The organism is Metabacillus bambusae, assembly GCF_017497975.1.
Lineage (GTDB): Bacteria > Bacillota > Bacilli > Bacillales > Bacillaceae > Metabacillus > Metabacillus bambusae.
In genome coordinates, this window is the sequence record NZ_JAGDEL010000005.1 from 198,244 (window position 1) to 223,344 (window position 25,101).

At 32.0% G+C, this 25,101-nt stretch carries 24 protein-coding genes; all 24 read right to left on the reverse strand.

Features of this window, described 5'->3' with window-relative positions; translation table 11 throughout:
- Nucleotides 1-122: 122 nt before the first annotated feature.
- Nucleotides 123-1,124: a DNA sulfur modification protein DndB gene (locus I7822_RS09380; RefSeq protein WP_207977287.1), complete on the reverse strand. Its 1,002-nt coding sequence runs from the start codon at nucleotides 1,122-1,124 to the stop codon at nucleotides 123-125.
- Complete coding sequence (locus tag I7822_RS09385) at nucleotides 1,114-2,220, reverse strand: DNA sulfur modification protein DndB (RefSeq protein ID WP_207977289.1); 1,107 nt, start codon at nucleotides 2,218-2,220, stop codon at nucleotides 1,114-1,116. Before I7822_RS09385 ends, I7822_RS09380 begins: the two co-directional genes overlap by 11 nt.
- A 1,369-nt stretch (nucleotides 2,221-3,589) precedes the next feature.
- On the reverse strand, nucleotides 3,590-3,979 hold the full coding sequence (locus I7822_RS09390; RefSeq protein ID WP_307847710.1) for a GerAB/ArcD/ProY family transporter: 390 nt from the start codon (nucleotides 3,977-3,979) through the stop codon (nucleotides 3,590-3,592).
- Between the two features lie 81 nt (nucleotides 3,980-4,060).
- A complete protein-coding gene (locus I7822_RS30645) occupies nucleotides 4,061-4,414 on the reverse strand; it encodes an ATP-binding protein (protein ID WP_207977538.1) in 354 nt (117 codons plus the stop codon).
- A complete protein-coding gene (locus tag I7822_RS09400; protein ID WP_207977293.1) occupies nucleotides 4,348-4,500 on the reverse strand; it encodes a hypothetical protein in 153 nt (50 codons plus the stop codon). Before I7822_RS09400 ends, I7822_RS30645 begins: the two co-directional genes overlap by 67 nt.
- 82 nt (nucleotides 4,501-4,582) lie before the next feature.
- The gene (locus I7822_RS09405) at nucleotides 4,583-4,801 is read right to left on the reverse strand and encodes a magnesium chelatase domain-containing protein (protein ID WP_207977296.1); all 219 of its coding nucleotides are present in this window, start codon (nucleotides 4,799-4,801) and stop codon (nucleotides 4,583-4,585) included.
- Nucleotides 4,802-5,318: 517 nt separating this feature from the next.
- Nucleotides 5,319-5,621, reverse strand: coding sequence for an OmpA family protein (locus I7822_RS30650; RefSeq protein WP_207977540.1), 303 nt, complete (start codon nucleotides 5,619-5,621; stop codon nucleotides 5,319-5,321).
- A 29-nt stretch (nucleotides 5,622-5,650) separates the two neighbouring features.
- Entirely contained in the window at nucleotides 5,651-7,630 is a 1,980-nt protein-coding gene (locus I7822_RS09415) for a right-handed parallel beta-helix repeat-containing protein (protein WP_207977298.1), read from the reverse strand.
- Between the two features lie 1,490 nt (nucleotides 7,631-9,120).
- Nucleotides 9,121-10,173, reverse strand: a complete 1,053-nt coding sequence (locus tag I7822_RS09420; RefSeq protein ID WP_207977300.1) for an acyltransferase family protein — start codon at nucleotides 10,171-10,173, stop codon at nucleotides 9,121-9,123.
- Between the two features lie 521 nt (nucleotides 10,174-10,694).
- A complete protein-coding gene (gene rfbB / locus I7822_RS09425; RefSeq protein ID WP_207977302.1) occupies nucleotides 10,695-11,717 on the reverse strand; it encodes a dTDP-glucose 4,6-dehydratase in 1,023 nt (340 codons plus the stop codon).
- A complete protein-coding gene (rfbD, locus tag I7822_RS09430) occupies nucleotides 11,718-12,572 on the reverse strand; it encodes a dTDP-4-dehydrorhamnose reductase (RefSeq protein ID WP_207977304.1) in 855 nt (284 codons plus the stop codon).
- A gap of 4 nt (nucleotides 12,573-12,576) precedes the next feature.
- On the reverse strand, nucleotides 12,577-13,137 hold the full coding sequence (rfbC, locus tag I7822_RS09435; protein WP_207977306.1) for a dTDP-4-dehydrorhamnose 3,5-epimerase: 561 nt from the start codon (nucleotides 13,135-13,137) through the stop codon (nucleotides 12,577-12,579).
- Nucleotides 13,134-14,036 carry a glucose-1-phosphate thymidylyltransferase RfbA gene (gene rfbA, locus I7822_RS09440; protein ID WP_207977308.1) on the reverse strand — a complete coding sequence of 301 codons (903 nt, stop codon included), beginning with the start codon at nucleotides 14,034-14,036 and terminating at the stop codon, nucleotides 13,134-13,136. Before rfbA ends, rfbC begins: the two co-directional genes overlap by 4 nt.
- A 27-nt stretch (nucleotides 14,037-14,063) precedes the next feature.
- Nucleotides 14,064-15,281, reverse strand: coding sequence for a polysaccharide pyruvyl transferase family protein (locus I7822_RS09445; RefSeq protein WP_207977310.1), 1,218 nt, complete (start codon nucleotides 15,279-15,281; stop codon nucleotides 14,064-14,066).
- A 28-nt stretch (nucleotides 15,282-15,309) separates the two neighbouring features.
- Nucleotides 15,310-16,590 carry a flippase gene (locus I7822_RS09450; RefSeq protein WP_207977312.1) on the reverse strand — a complete coding sequence of 427 codons (1,281 nt, stop codon included), beginning with the start codon at nucleotides 16,588-16,590 and terminating at the stop codon, nucleotides 15,310-15,312.
- Nucleotides 16,591-16,631: 41 nt separating this feature from the next.
- Complete coding sequence (locus tag I7822_RS09455) at nucleotides 16,632-17,768, reverse strand: O-antigen polymerase (RefSeq protein ID WP_207977314.1); 1,137 nt, start codon at nucleotides 17,766-17,768, stop codon at nucleotides 16,632-16,634.
- 10 nt (nucleotides 17,769-17,778) lie between these two features.
- The gene (locus I7822_RS09460; RefSeq protein ID WP_207977316.1) at nucleotides 17,779-18,513 is read right to left on the reverse strand and encodes a glycosyltransferase family 2 protein; all 735 of its coding nucleotides are present in this window, start codon (nucleotides 18,511-18,513) and stop codon (nucleotides 17,779-17,781) included.
- A gap of 147 nt (nucleotides 18,514-18,660) precedes the next feature.
- Complete coding sequence (locus I7822_RS09465; RefSeq protein WP_207977318.1) at nucleotides 18,661-19,656, reverse strand: WaaS/CpsH family glycosyltransferase; 996 nt, start codon at nucleotides 19,654-19,656, stop codon at nucleotides 18,661-18,663.
- Nucleotides 19,657-19,658: 2 nt separating this feature from the next.
- Nucleotides 19,659-20,789 (reverse strand): SDR family NAD(P)-dependent oxidoreductase, encoded by a 1,131-nt coding sequence (locus tag I7822_RS09470; protein ID WP_207977320.1) that lies wholly within the window; start codon nucleotides 20,787-20,789, stop codon nucleotides 19,659-19,661.
- Nucleotides 20,790-20,871: 82 nt separating this feature from the next.
- Nucleotides 20,872-21,531 (reverse strand): sugar transferase, encoded by a 660-nt coding sequence (locus I7822_RS09475; protein ID WP_207977542.1) that lies wholly within the window; start codon nucleotides 21,529-21,531, stop codon nucleotides 20,872-20,874.
- A 19-nt stretch (nucleotides 21,532-21,550) separates the two neighbouring features.
- Complete coding sequence (gene galU, locus I7822_RS09480; RefSeq protein ID WP_207977321.1) at nucleotides 21,551-22,444, reverse strand: UTP--glucose-1-phosphate uridylyltransferase GalU; 894 nt, start codon at nucleotides 22,442-22,444, stop codon at nucleotides 21,551-21,553.
- A gap of 261 nt (nucleotides 22,445-22,705) precedes the next feature.
- On the reverse strand, nucleotides 22,706-23,470 hold the full coding sequence (locus I7822_RS09485) for a tyrosine-protein phosphatase (protein WP_207977323.1): 765 nt from the start codon (nucleotides 23,468-23,470) through the stop codon (nucleotides 22,706-22,708).
- A gap of 122 nt (nucleotides 23,471-23,592) precedes the next feature.
- Nucleotides 23,593-24,294, reverse strand: a complete 702-nt coding sequence (locus I7822_RS09490) for a CpsD/CapB family tyrosine-protein kinase (RefSeq protein WP_279381937.1) — start codon at nucleotides 24,292-24,294, stop codon at nucleotides 23,593-23,595.
- Nucleotides 24,284-25,033 (reverse strand): YveK family protein, encoded by a 750-nt coding sequence (locus I7822_RS09495; RefSeq protein WP_207977326.1) that lies wholly within the window; start codon nucleotides 25,031-25,033, stop codon nucleotides 24,284-24,286. The genes I7822_RS09490 and I7822_RS09495 overlap by 11 nt, the downstream gene beginning before the upstream one ends.
- Between the last annotated feature and the right edge of the window lie 68 nt (nucleotides 25,034-25,101).

Genomic DNA, 25,101 nt, shown 5'->3' on the forward strand with positions numbered 1-25,101 from the left:
ATTTTTGAAGGAGTTGGATATAATACCAAGTAAGGTTGGTTAATCCAACTCGCCTAAGTCCTTAAGCACGGCTCCTGTCAAAGTTTAGTGCTTAAGGATTTTACATTTCTTTGTTATCCCATTCAACCACCTCCTTTAATATGAAGTTGGTTGTACCAGTTTACCAGCTGTTTTATGGCTGCAGGTTCATTCTTTATAAAATACAGGTCTGAGCCTTTTCGATACGCTCCTTTAAACTCCTCCCAGCATTTGTTGCTTGTTGACCAATCCACATGTGAAAGTTGTTTCATTTTCATCATCATTAATGACGTACGTTCTTCCAACGTTTTATGGATGATTCCCTCATTTGCATAATAGGCAAGGCTAATAATTATTGGAAAGCTCGCCAGCATTGTTTTATGATAGTTTCCAATATCTCTAGGCTTCTGCCATTTAAATAGCTCATAGATCCAAGCATTTATCAGGTGAATATATTCTTCTTCTGTTAAAGGATAGCTTTTGCTACTCTCTTTTTTCACAACAAGGTGATGCCCTTCCATAAAAACATTTACAATTTGCCGAAGCTGTGAGAGTGATAAGAATTTCGTATTGGTTGGGCGAATAATTGCCCGTTTTTCAGTATCAATTCCCGCTTCCTTAAGCATCGTATTTGTTTCCAGTAGCTTGTTTGTTATGTGATTATCCATATGTCTAGAGTCATACTCAATTAATTTTGATAGGGCAACCTTCTTCCCCTTCGTATTAAAGTCAATGTAGAGTTGATCACATTCTTCATCTGAAAATTCGTGAAATACTTGGATACCAATGGACGAATTCTCAAAATAAACAGCCGTTTTTGTATTCCTTTCATCCTTATCTGTTTGTTTGTTCTGTAAAGATTGAAAAAGAGAATAAATGGCACGAACTCTTGTTGACCCATCTATCATTTGTAATTTTCCATCCTTGGTTTTATTTGCAACAAGCATTGGTAAAAATGCTTGTTGCTTATCAATTCCGTTTAAAATATATTTTCTTAACGCTTGTATATGCTCTTTAATGGAGGCCCTAAGGATAATGTGATCTTCCTCAAACTGTTTTGCTAGGTAAGAGAGTGTCATATATTCAATGGTTGGTTTAATGTCCAATACTTTTCACCTCTCGACTTGTAAGATAAGCACTAAATTCAGTTGTTAATTTAAGAATTGATTGCTGTGTAGAATGATTTAGCATCCTTTTTTTCCTTGAATCATAAAAGGCAAGAAAAAGGGCATCATCGTGCCTCCATGATGTACCTGTTTTAAGTTTCTTCAATTCATCTATCGCTTGTAAATAGGTAAGTCCACGCTTTGAAACTGACAAATACACTGTATTAGCAAGTGCAATTTGAATACCTGAAAGACCACATACATATTTAAATCGATTACCACCTTGACTTGGAAAAAGTTCTGACCATGTTTTGAAAAACTTATAAGAAATCGATTCCATCTCTTCCTTTTGACAATATTTAAGCTTCGGACTTCCTTCCTTATGTGTTAAAACCCCTTCAAATAATGCTAATAAACAACGTCTCATAATAACGAGTGAAGTCATAGCCGTATTATGGACCGTTAAACGAGATAACGATGTTTCAATCTCCAACTGTGATTGTAATTTATGAGCAATATGTCTAGCCAGGATGACATATTCCTCACGTTGCTCGTACTTCATGATCAGCCCACTATGTGCATTTTTTCGTTCTGTATTAATATCTGTGAAAAGCTGCCGTTCCTCTTGTGTCGTTAAATCTAAGTAGATTTGCATCGTGATGGGGAAGGATTCTAATTTCTTGATTGCCTTTTCAATATGACTAATCTCTTGTTGTTTATTAGAAGGCATTTCTTCAAGTGCTTCTTTCTTTACATGAAGGTGCCTAAGTGCTGAAACGAGACTTGTTGAGCGATGCTGACCATCAAGGATCGCCAGCTTCGCGCCAGGTTTAATCTCCCAATTGTCACCAACCTTTTCAATACAACCCCTAGCTGAATAAACAAACGGAGAGAAATAAAATGTACTTTCGTGTACAGTATTTAATATATATTCTTTTATGACGTTCCTTCTTCTATGATCAAGTTCCCTTTGTACATAGGGGTCAACTTCAAAAATACTCTCTAAATACTTAAATGGCATCTCAGTTATTAGCAATTCATGACCAAACTGCTCAAAATAATGACCATTAAGCTTAGTTCTTAAATCCTCATTCATTGTTTTATCACTCCTTGTCCTTTTTCATTATAATCCATTCTACCTAGCCTAAATGTTATTTTAATGTAAATTATGTAAAAGATTGTAATATTACGTTGTCATTTGTTATTCCTTGCCGATATATGTTAAAAAGAGAAAATTGTTCAAATATACATCATCTGAACATATCCCTTTTTCAAATCCTTGACTATTCGTTTATAACATGTTAATAAGTAGTCGTTCTGTGATGTATCTAAGTTCTCACTTTATTTGATTTTGATATGTATTTAACGACACAATTACACCTGGTTCTTTCATTTGTCTATTACTAGTGTGAAAAGCCCCTACTGGACTCCAATAGGGGCTTTTCTCATTTACTTCTACAATTCGTATCAAACGTTTATTTAAACTTCTATCAAGATTCGAGAATACTACTTTGTTGTGATTGGATCTCACAACAAATACAACGTCGTCAGGACCTGTGCTTACAATGATCCTCTGTTATGTCTGACATTGTTAGTATAAAATGAAAACCTTCAAAGGCTAATAGCGTTTTACCAAAGTATTTCCTATGAGTAAGCTTTACCATCAACAATGACGAGTGGCATCTGATGTTCTTCCCGCTCTAGATCAGTGTCTATAAGTACTTCGACATATGTCAATGATATGTTAGATCGTTTTGCTATGTATCTTCTCAACTCTTACGAATTGTTTTGCTATACCACACTGCGCTTTGTTTCTGATCACTATTCAAATCACCAAAAACAGCAAATTTATAACCGGATATTGTACCACTTCTATTGCTTCTATTTTTCACAATATATCAGAATATGCATTAGGGTTGTCGAATCATAACACCATTCTTCCGATAGTCTCAACTCCACGATAAAGTCATACTCAAAAAAGTATATATTCTGCCATTGGAATGATCTTAAGTGTTCTTCACAAAGCCATGTTCACATTCAATTTGAAATTTATGTCGTAGTATAAGCCAATAATCGTAATCAATAATATATCTTAAACATAATCTTCAATAATAGATTGAACTTCAGGTAGACGAATTACCAAGGTTTAATTTTTTACGGATAAATGCAATACAAAACAGTATTATTGGCACGATTAATTGTAGTGGCACGAATAAATAGGGAATAAAATAACCATATGCAATTTTCAAATATTCAACAAAATTTGTTGCAATTAATAATGATAATGGAGTAATAATGGTCCCCAAACCGAGTAGTACCGATTTATTTTGATTTAACTTAAATAATTGGGAGATTGCAACAGCAGCACCAAATATACAACCCCCAACTTATAAAAATACCCCTGATACCATCACTAAAATAACCAATGCATCAAATCTTTCAAGGAAGTCTGCAATAGAAACCATCTAAGTAGCTGTTAAAAAAGGAAACCAATTATCACCATAAATTTCTGGACCTAAGACAGATAAAATCAAAATTGAATTAATTGTAAGTATTAACCCACCGACTAAAATTACAGTCATGCCTACCTTTCTGATTATTTGTTTGTTATTTAAATAAGGAATAAACATCATAATGATAATCGTTTCTCCAAAAGGAAAGTTTATAATACCAGGATATACCTCTTTCAAAATTGGCTTTAATCCATTCCCCATTATAGGGGTAAGGTTATTTAGATTAAAATCTTCCACACTTAATAATAAAATCCAAAGAACAATCAAAGATATAATGTATATTGGAAATACCATTTCTCCCATTCTTACAAATGCCTCAACTCCACCACCAATGATGGACACAGCAGAAGCAGAATGGAGAGGATGACGGTATGGAGGAATAGTAAGTGAGTTGTAATGAGCGCCTTGCTGACTGATATAAACTTATTTTCTCGAGTTGTGCTTCTTGTAACATGGTGGCAAAATCGTTGGGAAGGATTCTACTAAAAGGCTTTTCCCGCAACCTGGGGGACCGTCCATCATAACATAATGCTCACTTGCTGCCGCAATTTCAAGGGCTCGTTTCGCAAATTCATGGCCAATAATTTGATTGAAATCCTTTTCAACTACCTTATTCTCTTCAAAAATCGTATTCGTTTGTATAAACTGAAGTGGTGGTCGTCTAGCAAGGATATCGATAATATCTTGTAAATTTTTAATATAAATGAGTTCTAAGTTGGGATATCCACTTTGGGAATGGTAGGGTCGGATGGGAGGAATAGTTTCTTTAAGCTCAATCCTTTTGCTGCTAAGATGGCGGCGATCATACCTTCAACAGGGAGAACGGTTCCATCTAATATAAAGCCCGATAAATCCAGTATCATTTGGAATCCTATCTTTTAAAAACTTTCCGCTCTTTAATACACCGAGTGCAATCGCAAGGTCAAATAATGGACCATTTTTCCTTTATTCTGCAGGTAATAAATTAATAATCACTTTCATATCGACTAATAAAAATCCCATACTATGTAATGATGCAGAAACCCTTTCCTTTGATTCTTTCACCGAAGCATCAGGAAGACCAACATTCACAATCGATTCGATTCCTTCCTTCACTTGCACTTCTACTTGGACACGATACCCTTCCAAACCTTTTAAACCGATACTAGTTATTTTTGCTGACATGTTTTTAGACCTCCAATAGATGGATCATTTTTTGAAAATAGGTATGTTTTGGGCTTAGAAAATAAACGAATAAAATCGTTTAGTCGTTTATATTGAAAGTATATGTGATTGATTGTAATGTAGGAGAAGTGTAAATAGAATTGTATATGGTGTATAAATTTGATGGTTTTATAATACTTGGGGGAATCTTTATTACGCTGTTCTTTGGATGTTGTGAGCGGTTATGTAGTAACTAAAACGTGGTATGGGCTTTACATGAGATTTCATATAGGGGTATTTTAGATCGGTATAAATTACCTCTTATCATATCTATTAGATTATATACTATTTTCCAAATTTCTCATTACTTATTTTGTAAAACAATGTAAAAAGTAAGTTGTATTTGTCTTTTTCAAACCAAAAGAAGCGCGAGAACCGTCCCTGTTCTCCAAATCTCGAGGAGTCACAGTGACCATTCCTTAAATTTCGGGTGGTCACTGTGACGCAAACTTTTGACATAGGAATTATTGTTCAATAACTACCTATCTAAACCCTCAAAAACATTCTCCCATTCCGTATCACTCTTCAATCTAAACTTAAACTCAACTCTTCGAGAATTTTCCCTGTCTACTTTTTTAGCATTCTTAGCGTATTTTAACTGGCTTTCAGATCGACCATTTGCGGTAATTTTATCTCTTACTACTTCTTTATGAGGGAAATCTCCAAACTCTTCACTTAGCATAAATTTTACAACACTAAAGGCTCTTTCTTGTGATAAAACTAGATTACTATTAAAGCTCCCGACATCATCTGTGTGGCCTACTACTACGATTTCTGATATGTGACCATCCTCGAGGCATCAAAAACTTATTACGTTATGAATGGTCTATCCATATCTTTAAGATGATAAGTTTTAAAAGTTAAGCTATCAAAATACGCTACCCTTCCAGCACCTTCTGTGTATAATCTAGGTAATACAACCGTAGCATCTTCAGGAATATACGCCCAAACATCCAAGTATTCCCATTTGCCGTCTCCTGAATGTTTAGCTTCACTAATAAATGAAGTACCTTTTATGTAGACAATTCTTAGACTTGTATTCGGAGTATTGGAATAAACCCACCCTGCAAAACTTGCCCAAGTTCCCAGAAGTGGTTTAATCCCTTTCGTAAGTGTACCGTCGGCATTACCAACAGCACCGCCAATTGTTAATTTCAATGACACAGTTGACTTTACTAGTGTTGCCTCTGCGTAACCTGTTGCTCCATTGTACGACCACCCGTTAGAAATAATAGCTGTATCTATGTCAAATCCACCGTTTAAAAGATAATTTTCATTATCAGTAATTGCGTTTGTTATTTTAAAATCCCCTCCATATGGTGCTGTTGCTGTGACAGGGGTATTAATTGTTTTATAAAACTTACTCCCATACCCTCGAACATTCAGTACACCTGTTGAAGTAGGAGAAAAATAAACCCCGTAATGCTGAACGGCTTGTGTGATAATATCGCCAATTTTAACAGTTGAAAGATTAGCAGCTGAATACCTTAACCCTTTGGTAGATAATCTAACAACATCTCCACTTTCCCTAATCACTTTTGCATATCCTTTCAAAGTTCCGTCAGTCCCATAAATAGCTACTTTGGGATAATTTTCTATAGTCCCACTTTTCCATGAAGCAACGGTAAAAGAAGAATTTCCAATAACGGAACTAATCGTAGTGGATTGTCTATCATCGAAACATTCAGCGTCTATTTGAACATTTTTACTACCGCGGGCAACAAAGATTCCATTGTAAAAACTAGGTTGTTTATTATCCAAGTGACCAGCTAAACGATGGTTATTATAATAACGTCCTTTTATATAAATACTATGGCAAGGTTGAAAAATAGCAAGACCTGAGTTCCAATTATTTTCCGCTTCGCATGTAGAATCAAACTCAATTTTGTAAGGAGATTCCCCATTTCCTAAAATATGAGATGTGGAGGCATCATTATCAGCCGCAATGGTAAATCCACCGTCATTATTTCGATGAGCTTTACACCCAATAAATTTAATATCATGAGAGCCTTGATTAACGTTGAATCCATCACGACCATTATCATTTGCAGTGCATCCAATAAAAATAACATGCTGTGTACGGAATCTAATTGCAGTACCAAAACCCGAAAACCCTTTTATTATCTCATTCGGTTTCTTAAAAGCTATTTTAAAACCATATCCGTTTCGGTCAAAATGACACATGTAAAATTCGTGATATGATGATTGACTCATTTGCAAACCACTAGTTGAGTTATCGTGTACATTAACCAAATTAAATTTACCATTGTTAGCATTTATCATAAGAGCTACTGAACATGTGTTAATAATTTCAACATTAGATAAAAAAACATTGTCACCTGTAATATTTAACCCGTATTGATTTTTCTTTTTGGTATAATTCCACTGATTCCCATCAATTTTTAGATCAAATATGGATACGTTTTTACCAGTAATGTTGACCGCACCGTAAAATTCAGTCGTACTTCCGTAGTCTGCTTTTTGAACAATTTCAGCACCGTTACCCAATATTTTTATGTTATTATAGGGAATATTCCAATAAGCAATTATTAATTTTTTTCCTTGTAAGTCAATCGGTTTATTTGTATTGCTTGCTTCAATTGTCATCCTACTTAAACGTCCTGTATCATCTGTTTCATGGCTAAGTTTAGGGAAATTGTTCGGAAGAATAGTTTCTGCCGACTTGTTACTTAAAACATCACTTTTTATACTAGAATTACCAAATCTATAGCCAAAAGTGAACAATAACATCCAAAGTAAAAAGTTTAATAGGAAGTTTCTTCTAGTCACAATAATCCCTCCTAACAACAGTTTAATTCTTTATATCATAGTTACTTAATTTTCCCATCATAAAAGCTGTTTAAATAGCTTTAACTACCTTAGCCTAATCCTTAGGATTGGCTGTATAGTTTATTTCAAAATCCTATAAATCAACTACTCACTAGTTGATTTATGATGATACCAAAACTATCCACACTATTAGTTTACACCAAGCGGAGATCTATTGTTAACGGAATAATGTCCTGTTCCGCTAATCTCGATTATTTGATTACTCCGACATACGATTACTAATGCAATTGCATGTTGGATTATCATTCCTTTATAAAGATGTTTCTCCGCCTCCTCCATCGTCGATATGTACACCATTAGAAGGGTTAGTGACTGTAATTGTTCCTTCAACGGAATTCACAGTCTAATTTTCAAATTGAGAAGAATCCCTGACATATCAATTGGTGATCATGCATAATATTGTAGTTGTTTTGAACCACTACAGAACCTATAATATAATTTAATGCCAATCCAAACCCTCTAAGATTTATTATGCTAATTTAGTTAAATCTTAATAGTGTCAGATTCAGCAGGAGCAGCATTTGACTTTAAGTCACCATTAGAATGAAACGATGTAGATGCCTGCTGTTCCTGTTGAGTATGCATTTTGTAGTGTACTCTCATTTTATGATTCATTGCCGATATTAAACATCTCTTGCTTTATCGCCTTTCTTCCAACTGTGCATTAAAAATTATACTCTATTTATGTAAAAAGCCGTCTACTACTTTGAAAGAGGGGGCTCGGCGGTTAACTCTAAAAGATTTGATAACCTATCATCCTTCGATAATATTTTGGTGGTAACACAGTAGTTCCCAAATCCAAGAATACTTATAATTAAGAATATCAAGTCAAGCATCTTTTGATCATTCTCTTTCCAAGGCTTCTTCTAAATCCTCTTTAATTTCTAAGTTGGGAAACATCATATGATAAACATCTCTTTTATCATATATCAACTATTATCATCATTTTTAACAAACTTAACTATATGCACTGTATCTAAAAAGAAATAGGAATCAGAGCTAACTACTGCTCGAATTCCAAGGGGCTAATTTGAATATGAAAAATTTTCTAACAGTAATTATCAACTCAATAGATCCCTCAAAAGTACCCATAAGGAACATTGATTTCAGTATCATTTTTTTTTTGCTTTTTTCAACTGTCTACACAAAAGATATAATTTCAGCGTAGGGTGGATCCTTGTTTTCTAATTCGTTCTTGCACCTGCTTCACGCACAATCTCCCTCTGAATTTCTCGTAGAAAATTAAGGAATGATTCCATTATTATTACCTCCTTCACTTAACAGGAAGAAATACTAACAATCCCACTCCCAATATTTAGTTGCAACTCTATCTATCATATCCTTCAATTTTATATTCTATCAATCTTCGATATATATCGGATGATTAACAGGTACCTAAAACTGTTTCATATTTTTAGAGAATCATAGAACTAAGATACCTTCTGAGAAACTATTCTCTTAATATTTTTATTTTTTAATAATAAGGCTGGTCTTTCAACTAGATACCAAGAAACGATAGAACACAGAAATACAAAAGGTAGTGAAAGTAAAAAGTTTTCAATAGGACTTATATTGTTATTAAATACATGGACAATTATTTGTTGTATGGGAAAAGCAAAAATATAAATTCCATACGTGAAATCTCCAAATTTAGAAAAGTTGTATAACCTTATTTTTGCAGAATAAGCAAAATAAAAAATAAAATAACTGCATAAGAGAGGAAAAAATGGTTTTAACCAACCTAGACTGATGATTAATATAGTGACAAGTAAACTAAGTAATAAGTAAATATAGCTATGTTTAATTTTATCCCTATAAAAATAAAATACACTTCCAGAAAGGAAATATAATGATAATATATTTAGATCTGTCAATGTTTTGCCCAAATTTACAGGTATTATAGATATAAATGTATTAATAAGAAATAATGTAATAATCACCTGTTTTTTTAAAAGACCAAAGCCTCCTAAAAACCCAATCATTGCGTAACATATAATCTCATATTTTAAAGTCCAAAGTGATCCATTTACTGCGTTCTGGTAAATGTTGCTATCAAAAACTCCTGGCAAAGGAAGGTCAGGTACGAATGTTGTAATTTTAGTGAAATAAAAGTAGGTTTGAGAATTAGAAAAATACTTAATTAAGCTTTCACTGGTTATAAGAGGGCCCACTATTAGCACTGTAAATAGGGTTACAAGAATCAATCCCGGAAAAATTCTAAGTACTCGTGCCTTAATAAATGAACCAATGCTCCTTGAATATAAAAAACTTTGGGTTATTAAGAATCCACTAATTACAAAAAAACAATACACTGCAATTGCTCCTAAAGTTGTTTGTCCGTTTGTGATCTGATTAATGGGTTCTAATAGGTCATTTCCCGTAAGTGGGTAAGCGTGAGAATAAATAACTAGAGTTGCAGCTACAAACCTTAAAAAGTCTAAATTATTTTGTCTCCCCTGAATAAGTTCGCTAAAGGTTTTCAATATTTTCATTCCCTTCATATTTAATTTAGTAAAATGTTATATGTTTCATCGATGGTACAAGGTACTTAGTATATATAATTAAAACGTCTATGATTAAAACAAAAATCCTTCTTAGTATGAAAGTAGATATAGTAATTGCTAAATGAAGTGGTACTTACTGGCATATAAAATATAACTTCCCCTCGATAATAGGTCTATAATATTATACTGCTTGTTCTACACCTACATTAAACGCCCTCAAATTACTGACTTAAAGAAAGTAAAATTGTGTTCCATTAAATCTATCCTTGAAAAACCCCCTTTAAAACTTACTACCTTACAAAGTCTCATTGCAATCATCTATACATTTGTTAAAGTCTAAATTTAAACTTAAATTGAAATGGCAACCTGTAACAAGACTACAGGTTGCTATTCTATACTTATTATAGAGTGCTACTTTCTTTGGATAGGCAAATATAACAAACTTATCCTGGAGAATTCTGTTATAAAATAATAAATAATAGCAATAACTAATGGCTCAATTAATTTCTATTATAATGCTGTTTAAAGTAATTTTGGTATTCGCCATTAATAATTTGTTCCCACCATTCTTTATTATCTAGATACCATTGAACAGTCTGAGCAATACCAGTTTCAAAAGTATATAATGGTTTCCATCCTAATTTCTCCAATTTTGTTGGATCTATTGCATAACGCTTATCATGCCCTAAACGATCTTTTACAAACTCTATTAATTCATCGGATTTCCCTAAAGTATTAATAATTGTTTTTACAACTTCTAAATTTGTTTTCTCATTATGCCCACCAATATTATAAACCTCACCATTTATACCTTTATGCAAAATTAAATCAATTGCTTCACAATGATCTAAAACATGTAACCAATCCCTTATATTTTTCCCATCTCCATAAATAGGGACCTGTTGGTCACTTAATACACGTGAAATCGTTAATGGGATCAATTTCTCAGGGAAATGGTATGGCCCATAATTGTTTGAACAACGCGTAATGTTAATTGGTAAACCATATGTTTCATGGTACGCGCGTACAAGTAAGTCAGATGATGCTTTACTCGCACTATATGGACTATTTGGCTGTAAAGGTGTTCCTTCAGTGAAAAAAGTGGTTGGATCAAAATCTAATTCCCCATATACCTCATCAGTTGATACGTGTACAAATTTAGTTACGTCAACTTGTTTCGCAGCATCTAATAATACTTGGGTTCCTAATACGTTGGTTCGTACAAAAATTTCAGGATCTGTAATTGATCGGTCAACATGACTTTCAGCTGCAAAATGCACTACAAAATCAAACTTCTTTTTTTCAAATAGAGCAATAATAAAATTACGATCTGATATATCAGCTTTCACAAAATGATAATTATCATTTTCTTCTATATTACTATGTTTAGTTAGATCTCCAGCATATGTTAACATATCTAAGTTATATATATCATATTGGGGATATTTGTTCACCATAAGTTGTACAAAGTTTCCTCCAATAAATCCCGCCCCACCTGTTACTAATATACTTTTTTTTGTCATTTATTTCACCTCTAGCTTTAATTCTTCCAAATAACGTTGTAACGCATCCTGCCATTTTGGTAATAAACTAAATCCACTCTCTACTAATTTCTGTTTCGACATTCGTGAGTTCTTTGGACGAACAGCACGGGTTGGGTAATCTTCAGAGGTTATAGCATTTACCTTAACATTCTTCTCAGAAAGATAAAAAATTTCTTGAGCAAATTCAGCCCAATTACAGAACCCCTCATTAGAAGCATGATAGATTCCATATTTTTCAGTTTTGATCATTTCAAGTAGTAACAAAGCTAAATCAGATGTATAAGTAGGGGAACCATATTGATCTCCGACAACATTTAATTCATTCCTAGATTCTGCTAATTTAAGCATGGTTTTAATAAAATTATTTCCATTAATACCAAACACCCATGAAATACGCACAATAAACCATTTATCCAATAAGCTCTGTACTACTTCCTCACCTTTATGCTTGGTCAATCCATAATGTCCAATTGGACTAACAGCATCCGTTTCTAAAAAAGGAGTCACTCCTGTTCCATCAAAAACGTAGTCTGTACTAATATACAAAAACTTCGCATTAATTTCTCTAGCAACTTTAGCAAGGTACTTTGTACCTTCTACATTAATATTCCAGCAATTGCTTTTATCATCTTCAGCTTTATCAACTCCTGTATATGCAGCACAATGAATAATCGCATCTGGATTTAACTTCTTTACATAACTGTAAACTGCTTCTTCATTTGTTATGTTTAATTGATTAGAACCTATTCCTGTCATATCAATTCCCATTTTTAAACCTTCATGTACTACATCAAAACCGAGCTGGCCTGTATATCCCGTTACTAAAATTTTCATTTTATTAATATCCAAAGCTGAAATTATTTTCAGCATCCTTTAGTGGAGGTGCTTTTTCATCTTTCGCTGATAAGACAGGAGTAATCTGACTAGACCAGTCTATTCCAATTGTAGGATCATTCCAAAGTATTCCTCTGTCATATTCGGGTGAATATAACTCGTCCACTTTATATTGTACCTCAACATTATCGACTAGTGTCATAAACCCATGTGCAAATCCCTTTGGAATTAATAATTGTCTTTTATTATCTTCACTTAGTTCAATACCAAACCATTTTCCAAATGTCGGACTTCCTTTGCGGATATCTACCGCTACATCAAATATTGAACCTTTAGTACAACGTACAAGCTTTGATTGTGCTTTTGGATTCAATTGATAATGTAATCCTCGTAATGTACCTTTTGTTACAGAAAATGAATGATTGTCCTGAACAAACTTTAAGTTAATACCTGCTTCATCAAACTTTAAATCACTATAAGTCTCCATAAACCAGCCACGGTGATCACCAAATACGGATGGTTCGATCACAAATACATCTTCAAATATTGTTTTTATAATATTCATAAATTTTCACCTACTGCCACTTTTTCTAATTTAACTTGATTTGCTAAACGTAATAAGTACTGCCCATATTCATTTTTGCTTAACGGTTCTGCTAGTTTTATTAACTCTTCTTTGTTAATGTAACCTTTCCGATATGCTATTTCTTCTAAACATGCTACTTTTAAGCTTTGGCGTTTTTCAACAGTTTCTATAAAAGAGGAGGCTTCTAACAATGACTCATGTGTTCCTGTATCTAGCCAAGCAAATCCTCTACCTAATAATTCAACTTTTAGTTTTCCACGCCGTAAATACTCCTCGTTCACAGAAGTAATTTCTAATTCTCCGCGTGATGATGGCTTTATTGATTTTGCAATTTCAATAACATCATTATCATAGAAATAAAGACCTGTAACAGCATAAGATGACTTGGGATAGAGTGGTTTTTCTTCAATAGAAATAACTTTACCATTATTATCAAAGTCAACAACTCCGAATCGTTCAGGATCTTTAACGTTATATCCAAAGATAGTTGCACCTATTGAACGATTCGCTACATCTCTTAAGATATTAGTAAAACCGTGACCATAGAAAATGTTATCACCTAACACAAGCGCAACAGAATCACTTCCAATAAATTCTTCACCTATAATAAATGCTTGGGCCAATCCATCAGGAGATTCTTGTACTTTATAACTTAAATTTATACCAAGATCTTTTCCATCACCTAATAATAATTTAAAACGAGGGGTATCCTCAGTAGTAGAAATAATTAAGATATCTTTTATACCAGCCAACATTAGAACAGATAAAGGATAATAAATCATTGGCTTATCATAAATCGGTAATAGTTGCTTGGATATTGATCTTGTAATTGGATAAAGTCTAGTCCCACTTCCACCAGCTAATATTATACCTTTCATAATAATCTCCTTTTACTCAATAATTTTTCAGTGTTTAATTTCTCCACTTGTTTCATTTTTATTTTGGGTAAGTAATTTCAACTTCAGTCCTTGGACCGGTAACCTAGAAAGTCGATTTAACATTTCTCTTTTACCTTTTAAATTATTTGATATTTTTGTTTTATTTTCATATACATCGGCTAAGCATTTTTTTATATCTACCTTATCAATTTCTGTAATATCTATACTATAGCTTTCCATTTCAGAGTACTTACAAGCTTCGACCATTTTGTTTTCATATGAAAGTGATAAAAATGGTATTGCATTTTTTATACTAAAAATGACTCCATGATATCTCATTGAAAGGACTATATCTGAATTTTTAATAATTTCTTCATAATTCCAAAATGTTACACATTGGTGTTCAATAAATACTCTATTCTCTTCCATACCATTTTCTATGAACAATTCCTTGTATAATAACAACAATTTCTCTTCGTTTTGAACCCCTGTAAGATGTGGGATGATTCTTATATCTACATTATGTTCATTACAAAATTCGACAATTTCAGTTATTTTTGTAAGTACTTTATCATCAACTGGGTTGTTCTTAAAACTTTTATGCCATGAATCAAACTGTGTAGGGATAAACGCTAAATAAGGTGAGTTTGAATTTATTACATTTACTTTATCTTTCAAACTAAAAGCAGTATCAACGCCTTGTTCTGCTATTATTCCCCATTCTTTTAATTCATGTAGACTTTTTGCTTCTCTAACGTAGATTTTTGATCTTTTTAAGGCATATTTCGCAATTAAGTTAAATATAAAATTGTCACTTTTCCCTACAGTATTTAGATGAATAATAGGTATATGTCCTTCCAACACTGCCATCAAGACCCTCAATAGATGTATCCAATCTTTATAAATACCAATATTCGCTCCACAAGGCGCACTGATCACAAAATCCGCACTTTTTATAATATCAGCCGTTTTTTTTACTGCACCGTTACCATATGATAGAAAAGGTAAAACTTTTGAAATTAAATACCTAACAGCATCAATTAGATCATTTTTGTACATAGGTAATTCATTATAGTGTGTAGTTTTACTATCCGAGAATGGAATGGGATCCGACTTTTCATATACATTATATACAAAATCTATATGAGCATTTGGGAAATCCTCTCTTATTTGTTCAGCCATTGCTACACATGCAGCATCATCTCCAAAGTTATTTGTATGTGTATTTATTACGCAAATTTTCACAAAGATCTCTCTTTTCATTTTAATTTTCTTAATAAATTAATATTAATAACACCACGATTAAAACAATCATATTTCTCTTATTAATAATAAAAATTGTTGTATTTTTGATTACAAATAAATAGATAATTAATAATACAAAGTTTGAAACTATATTAGCATAGACCGCACCAATCAATCCGAATTTTGGTATTAGAAAAACACTAAATAATATATTTAATATTAATGCAACAATTACTGCAATCGCTCTATATGATTGTGTGTTTTGTATTGTCAAAAGTACACCAAGTGCAGATGATAAGAATCTTAGAAATAGTACGATCGATAGTAACTCCAAAATTACAATCGCACCTATGAATTCTTCATCAAATAAAGTATTTACAAGAAACGCTGGGAAAAATTTAATTACAAATGATAACGCAATAGCAATAATGAAATTGTACCTAAACATTACCTTAATTGACTTGATATATTCTTTTTCATTATTTTCCTTGAAAGCCAATGATAATTTCGGCAAATAAACATTACATAACACTTCACTTATCATTAACAACGCAAAAACAATTCTAGTAGCAGCTTGATAGATACCTAATCCATGTCCTCCTGCATAATAATGAACTATAAGGGAATCAACTTGAAAATAGAGTGTGCCTACTATTAAATGAATAGCATAGGAAAAGTTATTTTTAATTGCTAGTACAACTATATTAAGTTTAAATTTAAATATAAAGAAATTCCCTATTACTTTGTATAATAAAAAATAGCCATATATAAAACTAATTAGTCTTGCAACTAAATATATAATCGCAATTTCCATCGGAGTATTAACTAAAAACAAACCAATGGACACACCTACAAACAATAATAAGTTCGATATAGTGGAATGTTTAGATTCGATATCGAACCTTCCAATAGCTCTTAATGGCAACATAAAAAAATTAGAGAACGAATTAAAAATATAAGATAAGAAAAGTATATAAAATTCTTCTTCCTTAAAAACACTACCTTGATCAACCCACTCGAAATAGAATATTATTCCAATCAGTAGAAATAATGTAAGAAACACTTTAGCAAAAAATGACTGGTACAGATACTTTTTCAAACTTGATGGGTCTGAACTAATTTCTTTTACTAACCTTATATTAAATCCATAGTCTGAGACTAATATCAATATACTTGATAAGGTAATCAGATACATAAAGTCTCCAAGAACATCAACGCTCCAAAACCTTGCAAGTATAAAAAAAATTGCAACATTAGAAAGAAGTCTAAAACCAAGAGTAACAAACATTAAATAAATATTTTTGAACAAACAATCACCTACAAATCCAAACCCTAGTTATCCTCTTGCTACTAAAAACGTATTTTTTTTATAAAATAAAAAAATATACAGAATAACAACGGAATAACAATGCTTGTCTCAATTAACATATTGGAAAATACACTCAGCAAGCTTGCACAACTCAAAATACATAGTCCTGTTAGATAAAACTCTTTACATTTTTTTAATAATAATAAAAAACCGAAAATATATATTACTAAGTGTACAAACAAAAACACTACTCCATGCCACCTTAGGTATTCAAAAGCCCTAGCATAAATAGTTCCTACAGTAAACGCATGGAGTACCCTATCTATTTGAACCCTACTTTCCCCCATGTATGATAAAATATGCTCAGAAACGATATTAGGAACAATTTCTGACAGATAAAATAGTGAGAAATTATCAAGTGAAGTGAATCCACCTATATTCAATTCTAAATTTGCTAAAGGGGATGCGAGGTACATATACACCAAAAAAAACTCACTAGGAATACCACTAGAAATGAAAACTCCACTAGCATCTCCTAGCACCAAAATATCTTGTCCTTCTGGTAATCTTAAGTTGCCTATAAAGCCAAATAAATATATCGCGACAAGTAATAATATTCCAATTTTGACAATCCTGTTTATCCTTAAATAATCTTTAATATAAAAGATATACATTATAGCACATGATAAAATTGTGATAGTTGCTGTGCCTCTATAATAAAAAAGTATTGAAGGGACAAAACTTAAAAGAAAGAGAATAATGTATTCTTTCCTTTTCTTATTGCCTGAAAGGATTAAATGAAAAAGATATATTCCCAAGAAAGTACTATAAGTCATTATTATCGGTAAAACTATTGGAGTTCCATAAGTGCCATGATTGTCGATAGAATGTACCGATATCATGTATAAAGGTATATCTCTCTGTAGTAACACCTGGACTAATGTCAAACCTAGTAAAATCTTTATGTTCGTTTTTACACCAATTGTATCCTCAATTTTATAAAAGTTATATGAAAATAGTTTGGAAGTTACAAAACTTAAAATAGTCATCACTAACATAGTAAATAATAAAAAGATGATTAGCTCGTAACTTAATTCGGATAATTGATTAGACCATCCAAAATTATAAATAATACAAACAAAAGCGAATACCAAAGTATAAATACTAAATGGATTCATTGTAATTCACCTAATCAAACTTTCTAAAGTATTTCAGTCTAACCTTTGTATACCTAATTAACAAAAGTGTGACTAACACACCTCTTGATTTTAGGATCTTCAGTAAATTATCTGAAGGATATAGTCCTGTTACATTTTTGTCATGTCTTCTATAATAAATTAACTTATCGTCTATAAACACTGTTTTACTAAGCATAGAATTAAGAATTCCAATCCAAGCATCATGCATAGGAATCCCTTTGGGAAAAGGGAGAATAAAGTTTTTAATCTCTTTTCGGAATGCTAATGTACAACCTAAAAACGTATTCTTATATATATTTTTTATTACTCCATTCCCACTTTTTCTATGCTTGTAAAAAGAGTCACTTATTATTTTCAGTGACTGATCCACTATATAAGCATCCGATGAAACCAGAGTACATCCTTTTGTTTCAAAGATATTTATAACAGTATCTACTTTATTATCTAACCATACATCGTCTTGATCACAAAGAAAGATAATGTCACCAGTTGCCTTTTCAATGGCTTTTTCAAAAGATTCAATAACTCCTATATTTTGCTCATTTGAATAGAGTCTAATACGTGGATCATTATAATTTTTTATAATTTTTATGGATGCATCACTTGAATTGTCATTAATAATAATAATTTCGTCAGTACTTTTCACTTGAATTAATATTGAATCCAATTGTTGTTTAAGATACTGTTCACCATTATAAACGGATAAACAAACAGATATTTTCAATTTTCGCACCTCAAGTTTAATAACTTTTCACTTTTAAAAATAATAAATAGATTCCAATAACTTGTTATTTTAAGAACGTTTATAATTATATAAGATATAAACATTTAAATAAAATTATATAAGTTTATCTTAATATATTATTAATAGCTAATCTCTAAATATATCATTTATCCATGTAGTAATTGAATACCTATTATATATACTTTCATCTATATTACGATACTTAGTATCAAAAAAGTCACTATCTAGAAGAACATCTTTTCTATTTATTACATGAACATTATTCTTATTATAAAAGTCATAATCAACGATTAAATCGTTAGTAGTAACAATCTTTTTATGCGCACCTAAAACTTCTAATGTTCTGATCGTTAAACCTTTTTGTTTGGGTCTTTCAATATCTAGTATGGCTTTTGATCTAGCATAAATATTAATTATTTCTTCAGATGATATACCCTTAAATTTAAATTCACTGTATTTTGCAGTTTTAAATTTAGGGTCAAAAATCTTTTTTAACCAAAACAAAATCCTATTTGGATAATACATGTAAAAATACCCATTTAAATTCATATCTTTTAGCTGTTTTTGAACACTTTTTATAACATTGTACCTATCAGTATGCACAGTTCCTATAAATACTAAATCCAAGTCTTCATCAACTTTTTTTATGTTTTTATAAGAGTCTAAAAAGAATAATGGTCTGAAAATCATATTTGGATATATTTTCACATCATCAGGATCAAAAGTGTAAACTTTATCAAATAAGTTTTTGACTTTTTTTGCATTAGGATTATAGCTAATTGAATCCCATAGATATAATATTAATTTTGCATTTTTATGCAATTGTTTTATATTTTTTAACCATTCTTCAGTTATTACTTCACCTTTTATTATTAGTATATAATCATAATTCTGATTCTCTGTACTATTAATTATTTCTTCATAATATGCAGAGTTCTTTTTCGCTAAAATATTTTTGTTTACTCTTATTAATGATTTTGTAATAAAATCATTACCCGGTCTCTCATCAAAGTAATCAACTTGAGCTCCCATTTCAGTTAATTTCATGTATATTTTCTTTTCATAGCTAAAGAAATTTGCTGCTATAAAAAGAATTTTTTTTCCCTTTAATATGTTATCCATTTTTATTTATATAGACCCTTCTCTCTCATTTCTTTCATAGCATTTTCATAGTTGTCACTTTCTATTTCTTGCGATTCGACCCATTGTGTAAACAATTCGATACCTCTGTCGAAACTAACAATTGGTTTAAACCCTAGTTTGTTTTCAATTTTAGTTAAGTCTGCAAAATTATGTCTTATATCACCCAGTCTAAAGTCGCCACTAATATTGATGTCCACCGTTGAATTATATTTATCTTTAAGAGTTTGAGCTATCGTGATAACCTCAGTTGGAACACCTGTACCAACATTAAAGCTTTCATAGTTTGCATTTTCACTTTCAATTCCAAGTATAGTTGCTTGAACAACATCATCAATATAAACAAAATCACGTGTCTCTTTTCCATCCTCAAAAATATTAATTTCATTTTCATTTTTAATTCTTGTAGAAAAAATAGATAAAATTCCAGTATATGGATTTTTCAAAGACTGACCTGGACCATAAACATTTTGGTATCTAAAAGCAACTACTGGAATACCTAATGATTTTCCAACTATCATACACATTTCTTCTTGACTATATTTAGTAAAACCGTAAATAGATGTTGGATGTATTAAGGATTCCTCGTTTGTAGGTATTACATCAACATCCTTCATACAAATTGGACACTTAACATTGAAATCTCCCGCTAATAAATCTTTTTCTATTCTCTCATTTGGAAAAACAATTCCATGTAAATCACAATTGTAACCTCCTTCACCATAAATAGCCCTAGAGGAGGCAACTACAACCTTTTTAACTGAATGATTATTATTTGTTAAAATATCCAATAAGTTAGATGTTCCTTTAATATTCACATCTATATACTTATTAATTTCATACATTGATTGACCTGTACCAGTCTCTGCAGCAAGATGAACTACAATATCAATATCTTTGATTGCTTTTAGCCAATCTTCTTTCCGTCTTACATCACCTTTTATAAACTCAACCTTATTTTTAATTTTCATAAATAATTCTGATTCCGATTCTTCTTTACCATGTATTTGCTCTGAAAGATTATCTAGAACACGTACATTATAACCCTTTTCTAATAACTGTAACGATAGTGAACTACCAATAAATCCAGCTCCACCAGTAATTAATATATTCATATTATTTGTCTCCTTTGAATTTCAACTATAATCATAAAAAATTTCAGAATTCTTCATTATTTTTTTGGGAAATTTTTTAAAATTAATACGCTCCCTTTTTTAGCAATACTTGAACTACAGTCCTAATCAATATTACAAAGTCCAACTTTAATGATTGCTCATAGACATAATGCAATTCCAAATCCACTCTATCAGGATAACCAATGTTACTTCTACCACTCACTTGCCAGTATCCAGTTATACCTGGTTTTACGGATAAAAGAATAGATTTTTTCGCTCCATACTCTTTGAGTTCTTCTTCTACCACAGGCCTCGGTCCCACTAAACTCATATCACCTTTTATTACATTGATAAGCTGTGGAATCTCATCTAGACTAGTTGACCTAAGAAACTGTCCTAACTTAGTAATCCTAGGATCTTCATTTGGCTCCAATTTATAATTATTTTCTACATATTTCTTATAAAGATTGTTATCTGATTTTAACTTTTCTTCAGCATTCATTAACATGGATCTAAATTTATATATATGAAACTTCTTACCATATTCACCAATACGTATTTGCTTAAAAAAAACAGGTCCTTTTGCCTCACCATACATATATAAAATACTTATAATTATAAATAGAGGTGATATTAAAACCAAACCTAATATTGCTCCAGTTATATCAATAGTTCTTTTAGTGATATTAAAGAGCTTTGAAGGTTTTTCATATGATTTTATAGACCGTTCAACTTCTTCCATTTGTATTCCAACATTTGACTTATCCAATCTCTTCACGTCCCAATATTCTCGACTCAAACAAATCATTTAAATATTTAATTAAGTCATCTTTAATTTCATCATTCTGTAATGCAAACTCCACTGTTGTTTTCACGAATCCAAACTTTTCTCCGACATCAAATCTTTTCCCTCTAAAATCAAATGCAAAGACACTTTGAATCATATTTAACTTCTGAATAGCATCAGTCAGTTGAATTTCTCCACCTGCGCCTTGTTCTTGTTTTTCAAGAATCATAAAAATCTCTGGAGTTAATACATATCTTCCCATAATTGCTAAATTAGAGGGAGCAGTTCCTTTTGCAGGTTTCTCCACAAATTGACTAACTTGATAGAGTCTTTCCTTCGAGGATAACGGATCAATAATCCCATATCGATGTGTTTCATTATCACTAACCTGTTGAACACCAATAATCGACGAATGTGTATCATCATATTGATCTATTAATTGACGTAAACACGGGATTTCGCTCTTAACAATATCATCTCCCAAAAGTACAGCAAATGGTTCATTACCAATAAACTTCCTTGCACACCATACAGCATGTCCAAGCCCCTTCGGTTCTTTCTGACGAATATAATGGATGTTAATCTGCGAAGATTGTTTTACTTCTTCTAATAGGTGATATTTTCCTTTTTCAATTAAATTCTGTTCTAGTTCAAAATTATGATCAAAATGGTCCTCTATTGAGCGTTTTCCTTTTCCTGTTACAATAATAATGTCTTCAATTCCTGAATCTATAGCTTCCTCAACAATATACTGAATTGTTGGTTTGTCTACAATTGGTAACATTTCCTTTGGCATTGCTTTTGTTGCTGGTAAAAACCTGGTTCCTAATCCAGCAGCTGGAATAATTGCTTTTCTAACCTTTTTCAACGTAAGCCCCCCCTTAATTATTTTGTATTTATTAACTTATCCAACTACTAATCTAATCCAAATTAAAATTTATAATTCCTAACAACATGCTCTTCAAACAAATTTTTAAGATATTTAGAATCATTACTTCGGTACAATATCTAAATAAGTAATTTGTTCCCACCATATACCCTTGCATAACTCGGATTAAAGAAGTCAGTTTCCTCAGACCACAAATATACAGTGTGCCGCCATTGATATATAAACATCAGCAATGGAATATCAAAATATCCCTAAGAACTTTTTCCGCTTAATTTGACTTGGTTGTTGTTTATACACTATTTGCCCATGTATAAGTTGTTCAGCATTTTCTTTAAAGTAGTATACAGCTTGATTACCAAATTCCTTTTCTATTTCAGAAATTGAATCCCTAATTTTAAAGCTTCTGGAAGTTATATTATGAGCATCAGAAGAAATGAAGTGTGTCAAATTCGCTTCAATCAACTGTAATGAAAACTTCTGAATCTTCTTCCCAAAGTGTCCTGTTATACTTCCAGCCGTAACCTGTGTTAGCGAGCCTTTCCTAACAAGGTTAAGTAATTTTTCAGGATTTTCAATCACTTCTGCATTTCTCTCTGGATGAACAATTATAGGAGTTATTCCGTGTAATTGAATATCAAATATAAGTTTTTCCGTATACCTTGGAACATGTCCTGAAGGCAATTCAATAAACAAATAATTAGACTGATTAAGAGGAAGAATATCACCCTTCTCCAGATCCTCCAGCAACTCTCCATAAATCCGCGTTTCCTGCCCTGGTAAAACCTCTAAAGGTATATTCTCATTTTGAAGCAAACGGTTAAGCTCTGAAACTCTTTCTAAAATGTCTTGTTTCCTATTAATATACTTCCCGTTCTGATGATGTGGCGTAGCGATGATTTTCGTAATACCTTCTTCTACTGCTAGTCTTGCCATATTAATTGAGTCTTCTACTGTCTGTGCACCGTCGTCCACACCAGGCAGAATATGACTATGAATATCAATCAAAATACCCACCCCCATCAAAATATTGGTAATTTTTCAATACTATTTCTCTATAACTAAGATACTTTTAAAATCGTATCACTGTAGAAAACCAAAGAAAAGAGGGAAACTTTGTCGAAATTTGACTATTTCCCCCCGTAGTAATAGTAGTAATGACTTTCTTCTTGTTTCTTATTATTAAGAACAACACCTAAAATCTTTGCTTTCGCACTATCTAGTAATTCTTTCGCCTTTTTCGCTGCATCCGTTTCTGTTTTTCCGCTACTAACAACAAGTACAACACCATCTGCTAAATTAGATAAAACTTGTGCATCTGTAACTGCCAATACTGGCGGTGTATCAAAAATAATCAAATCATATTCATCTTTTGCTTTTTCTAATAAATTCTGCATCCCTTTCGAACCAAGTAACTCTGATGGATTCGGTGGAATCGGTCCACTTGTTAATAACCATAGATTTTCCTGTGCTGTTGTTTGCACTGCTTCTTCTAATGTTGTCTGCCTAGTCAAAACATTCGATAATCCAATATGATTTTCTGTACGGAATGTGTAGTGTACCGTCGGTTTACGTAAATCCGCATCAATCATCAATACACGTTTCCCTTGCTGAGAAAATACTACGGCTAGATTTGCTGTTGTCGTAGACTTACCTTCCCCTGGACCAGACGACGTAACAATCATTGTTTGTATTTCTTCATCAACATTAGAGAACTGGATATTTGTACGTATTGTACGAAATTGTTCTGCTATCGGTGATTTAGGATTTGTCATCGAAATTAAACTTCTGTTTTGTAATTGAAATATCTGCTTACGATCCTTACGAGCCAACAGACTCACCTCGCGTTCTTAACATTGTTTGATTACCTGCTGCTTGCTCTTTTAATTCGTCATCCATATTAATCGTTGTAATCGCACCTAATACAGGAAGACCTAACTGATTTTCAATATCTTGCTCTGATTTAATTGTATTATCTAAATATTCAAGTAAAAAGGCTACACCTACTCCGGCCATTAAACCTACTACTAGAGCAATTGCCATGTTTAACACTGGTTTTGGTTTAATTGGTGATGGATCTTCACCTAATTCAGCTTGTGTTAGAATACTAACATTATCTATTTTCATAATCTTTGTTATTTCGGTTTGAAATGTTGTTGCAATTGAGTTTGCAATATCAGCTGCTTTTTGTGGATCTTCGTTTTGAACTGCAATATTTACAACCTGTGAATTTTGTTCACTTGAAACAGTAATCAATTCGTTTAGTGCTCCCGATGTCATTTCTAACTTTTCTTGTTCAATCACTTTATCCAAAATAGCAGGACTTTTAATAATTACGTTATATGTGTTAATTAACTGAAGGTTAGTTTGTACTTCACCAACGTTAAATGCTTGCTGATCACTCTTCGATTGGTTAACTAAAATCTGGGTTGACGACTGATAGATTGGTGTTAGGAATAAATAACTAACTAAACCACTTGTTGCCGTTGCAATAGCTGCAATAATAATAATGAGTGAGAGACGTTTCTTTAATGTACGAAACAGCTCTTTCAAGCTGATAGTTTCTTCCATAATAACCTCCAAGATTTATAATCTATTAAAAATAACAACTAAACTATTATAATAAATATTTCTTTTTA

What these genes read in the sequence shown, in the direction of transcription:
- I7822_RS09385 (WP_207977289.1), bottom strand. Translation starts at nt 2,220, where the DNA reads ATGAATGAGGATTTAAGAACTAAGCTTAATGGTCATTATTTTGAGCAG.
- I7822_RS09400 (WP_207977293.1), bottom strand. Translation starts at nt 4,500, where the DNA reads ATGATACTGGATTTATCGGGCTTTATATTAGATGGAACCGTTCTCCCT.
- I7822_RS09405 (WP_207977296.1), bottom strand. Translation starts at nt 4,801, where the DNA reads ATGTCAGCAAAAATAACTAGTATCGGTTTAAAAGGTTTGGAAGGGTAT.
- rfbB (WP_207977302.1), bottom strand. Translation starts at nt 11,717, where the DNA reads ATGACAAAAAAAAGTATATTAGTAACAGGTGGGGCGGGATTTATTGGA.
- rfbD (WP_207977304.1), bottom strand. Translation starts at nt 12,572, where the DNA reads ATGAAAATTTTAGTAACGGGATATACAGGCCAGCTCGGTTTTGATGTA.
- rfbC (WP_207977306.1), bottom strand. Translation starts at nt 13,137, where the DNA reads ATGAATATTATAAAAACAATATTTGAAGATGTATTTGTGATCGAACCA.
- rfbA (WP_207977308.1), bottom strand. Translation starts at nt 14,036, where the DNA reads ATGAAAGGTATAATATTAGCTGGTGGAAGTGGGACTAGACTTTATCCA.
- I7822_RS09455 (WP_207977314.1), bottom strand. Translation starts at nt 17,768, where the DNA reads ATGAATCCATTTAGTATTTATACTTTGGTATTCGCTTTTGTTTGTATT.
- I7822_RS09465 (WP_207977318.1), bottom strand. Translation starts at nt 19,656, where the DNA reads ATGGATAACATATTAAAGGGAAAAAAAATTCTTTTTATAGCAGCAAAT.
- I7822_RS09470 (WP_207977320.1), bottom strand. Translation starts at nt 20,789, where the DNA reads ATGAATATATTAATTACTGGTGGAGCTGGATTTATTGGTAGTTCACTA.
- I7822_RS09475 (WP_207977542.1), bottom strand. Translation starts at nt 21,531, where the DNA reads ATGGAAGAAGTTGAACGGTCTATAAAATCATATGAAAAACCTTCAAAG.
- I7822_RS09495 (WP_207977326.1), bottom strand. Translation starts at nt 25,033, where the DNA reads ATGGAAGAAACTATCAGCTTGAAAGAGCTGTTTCGTACATTAAAGAAA.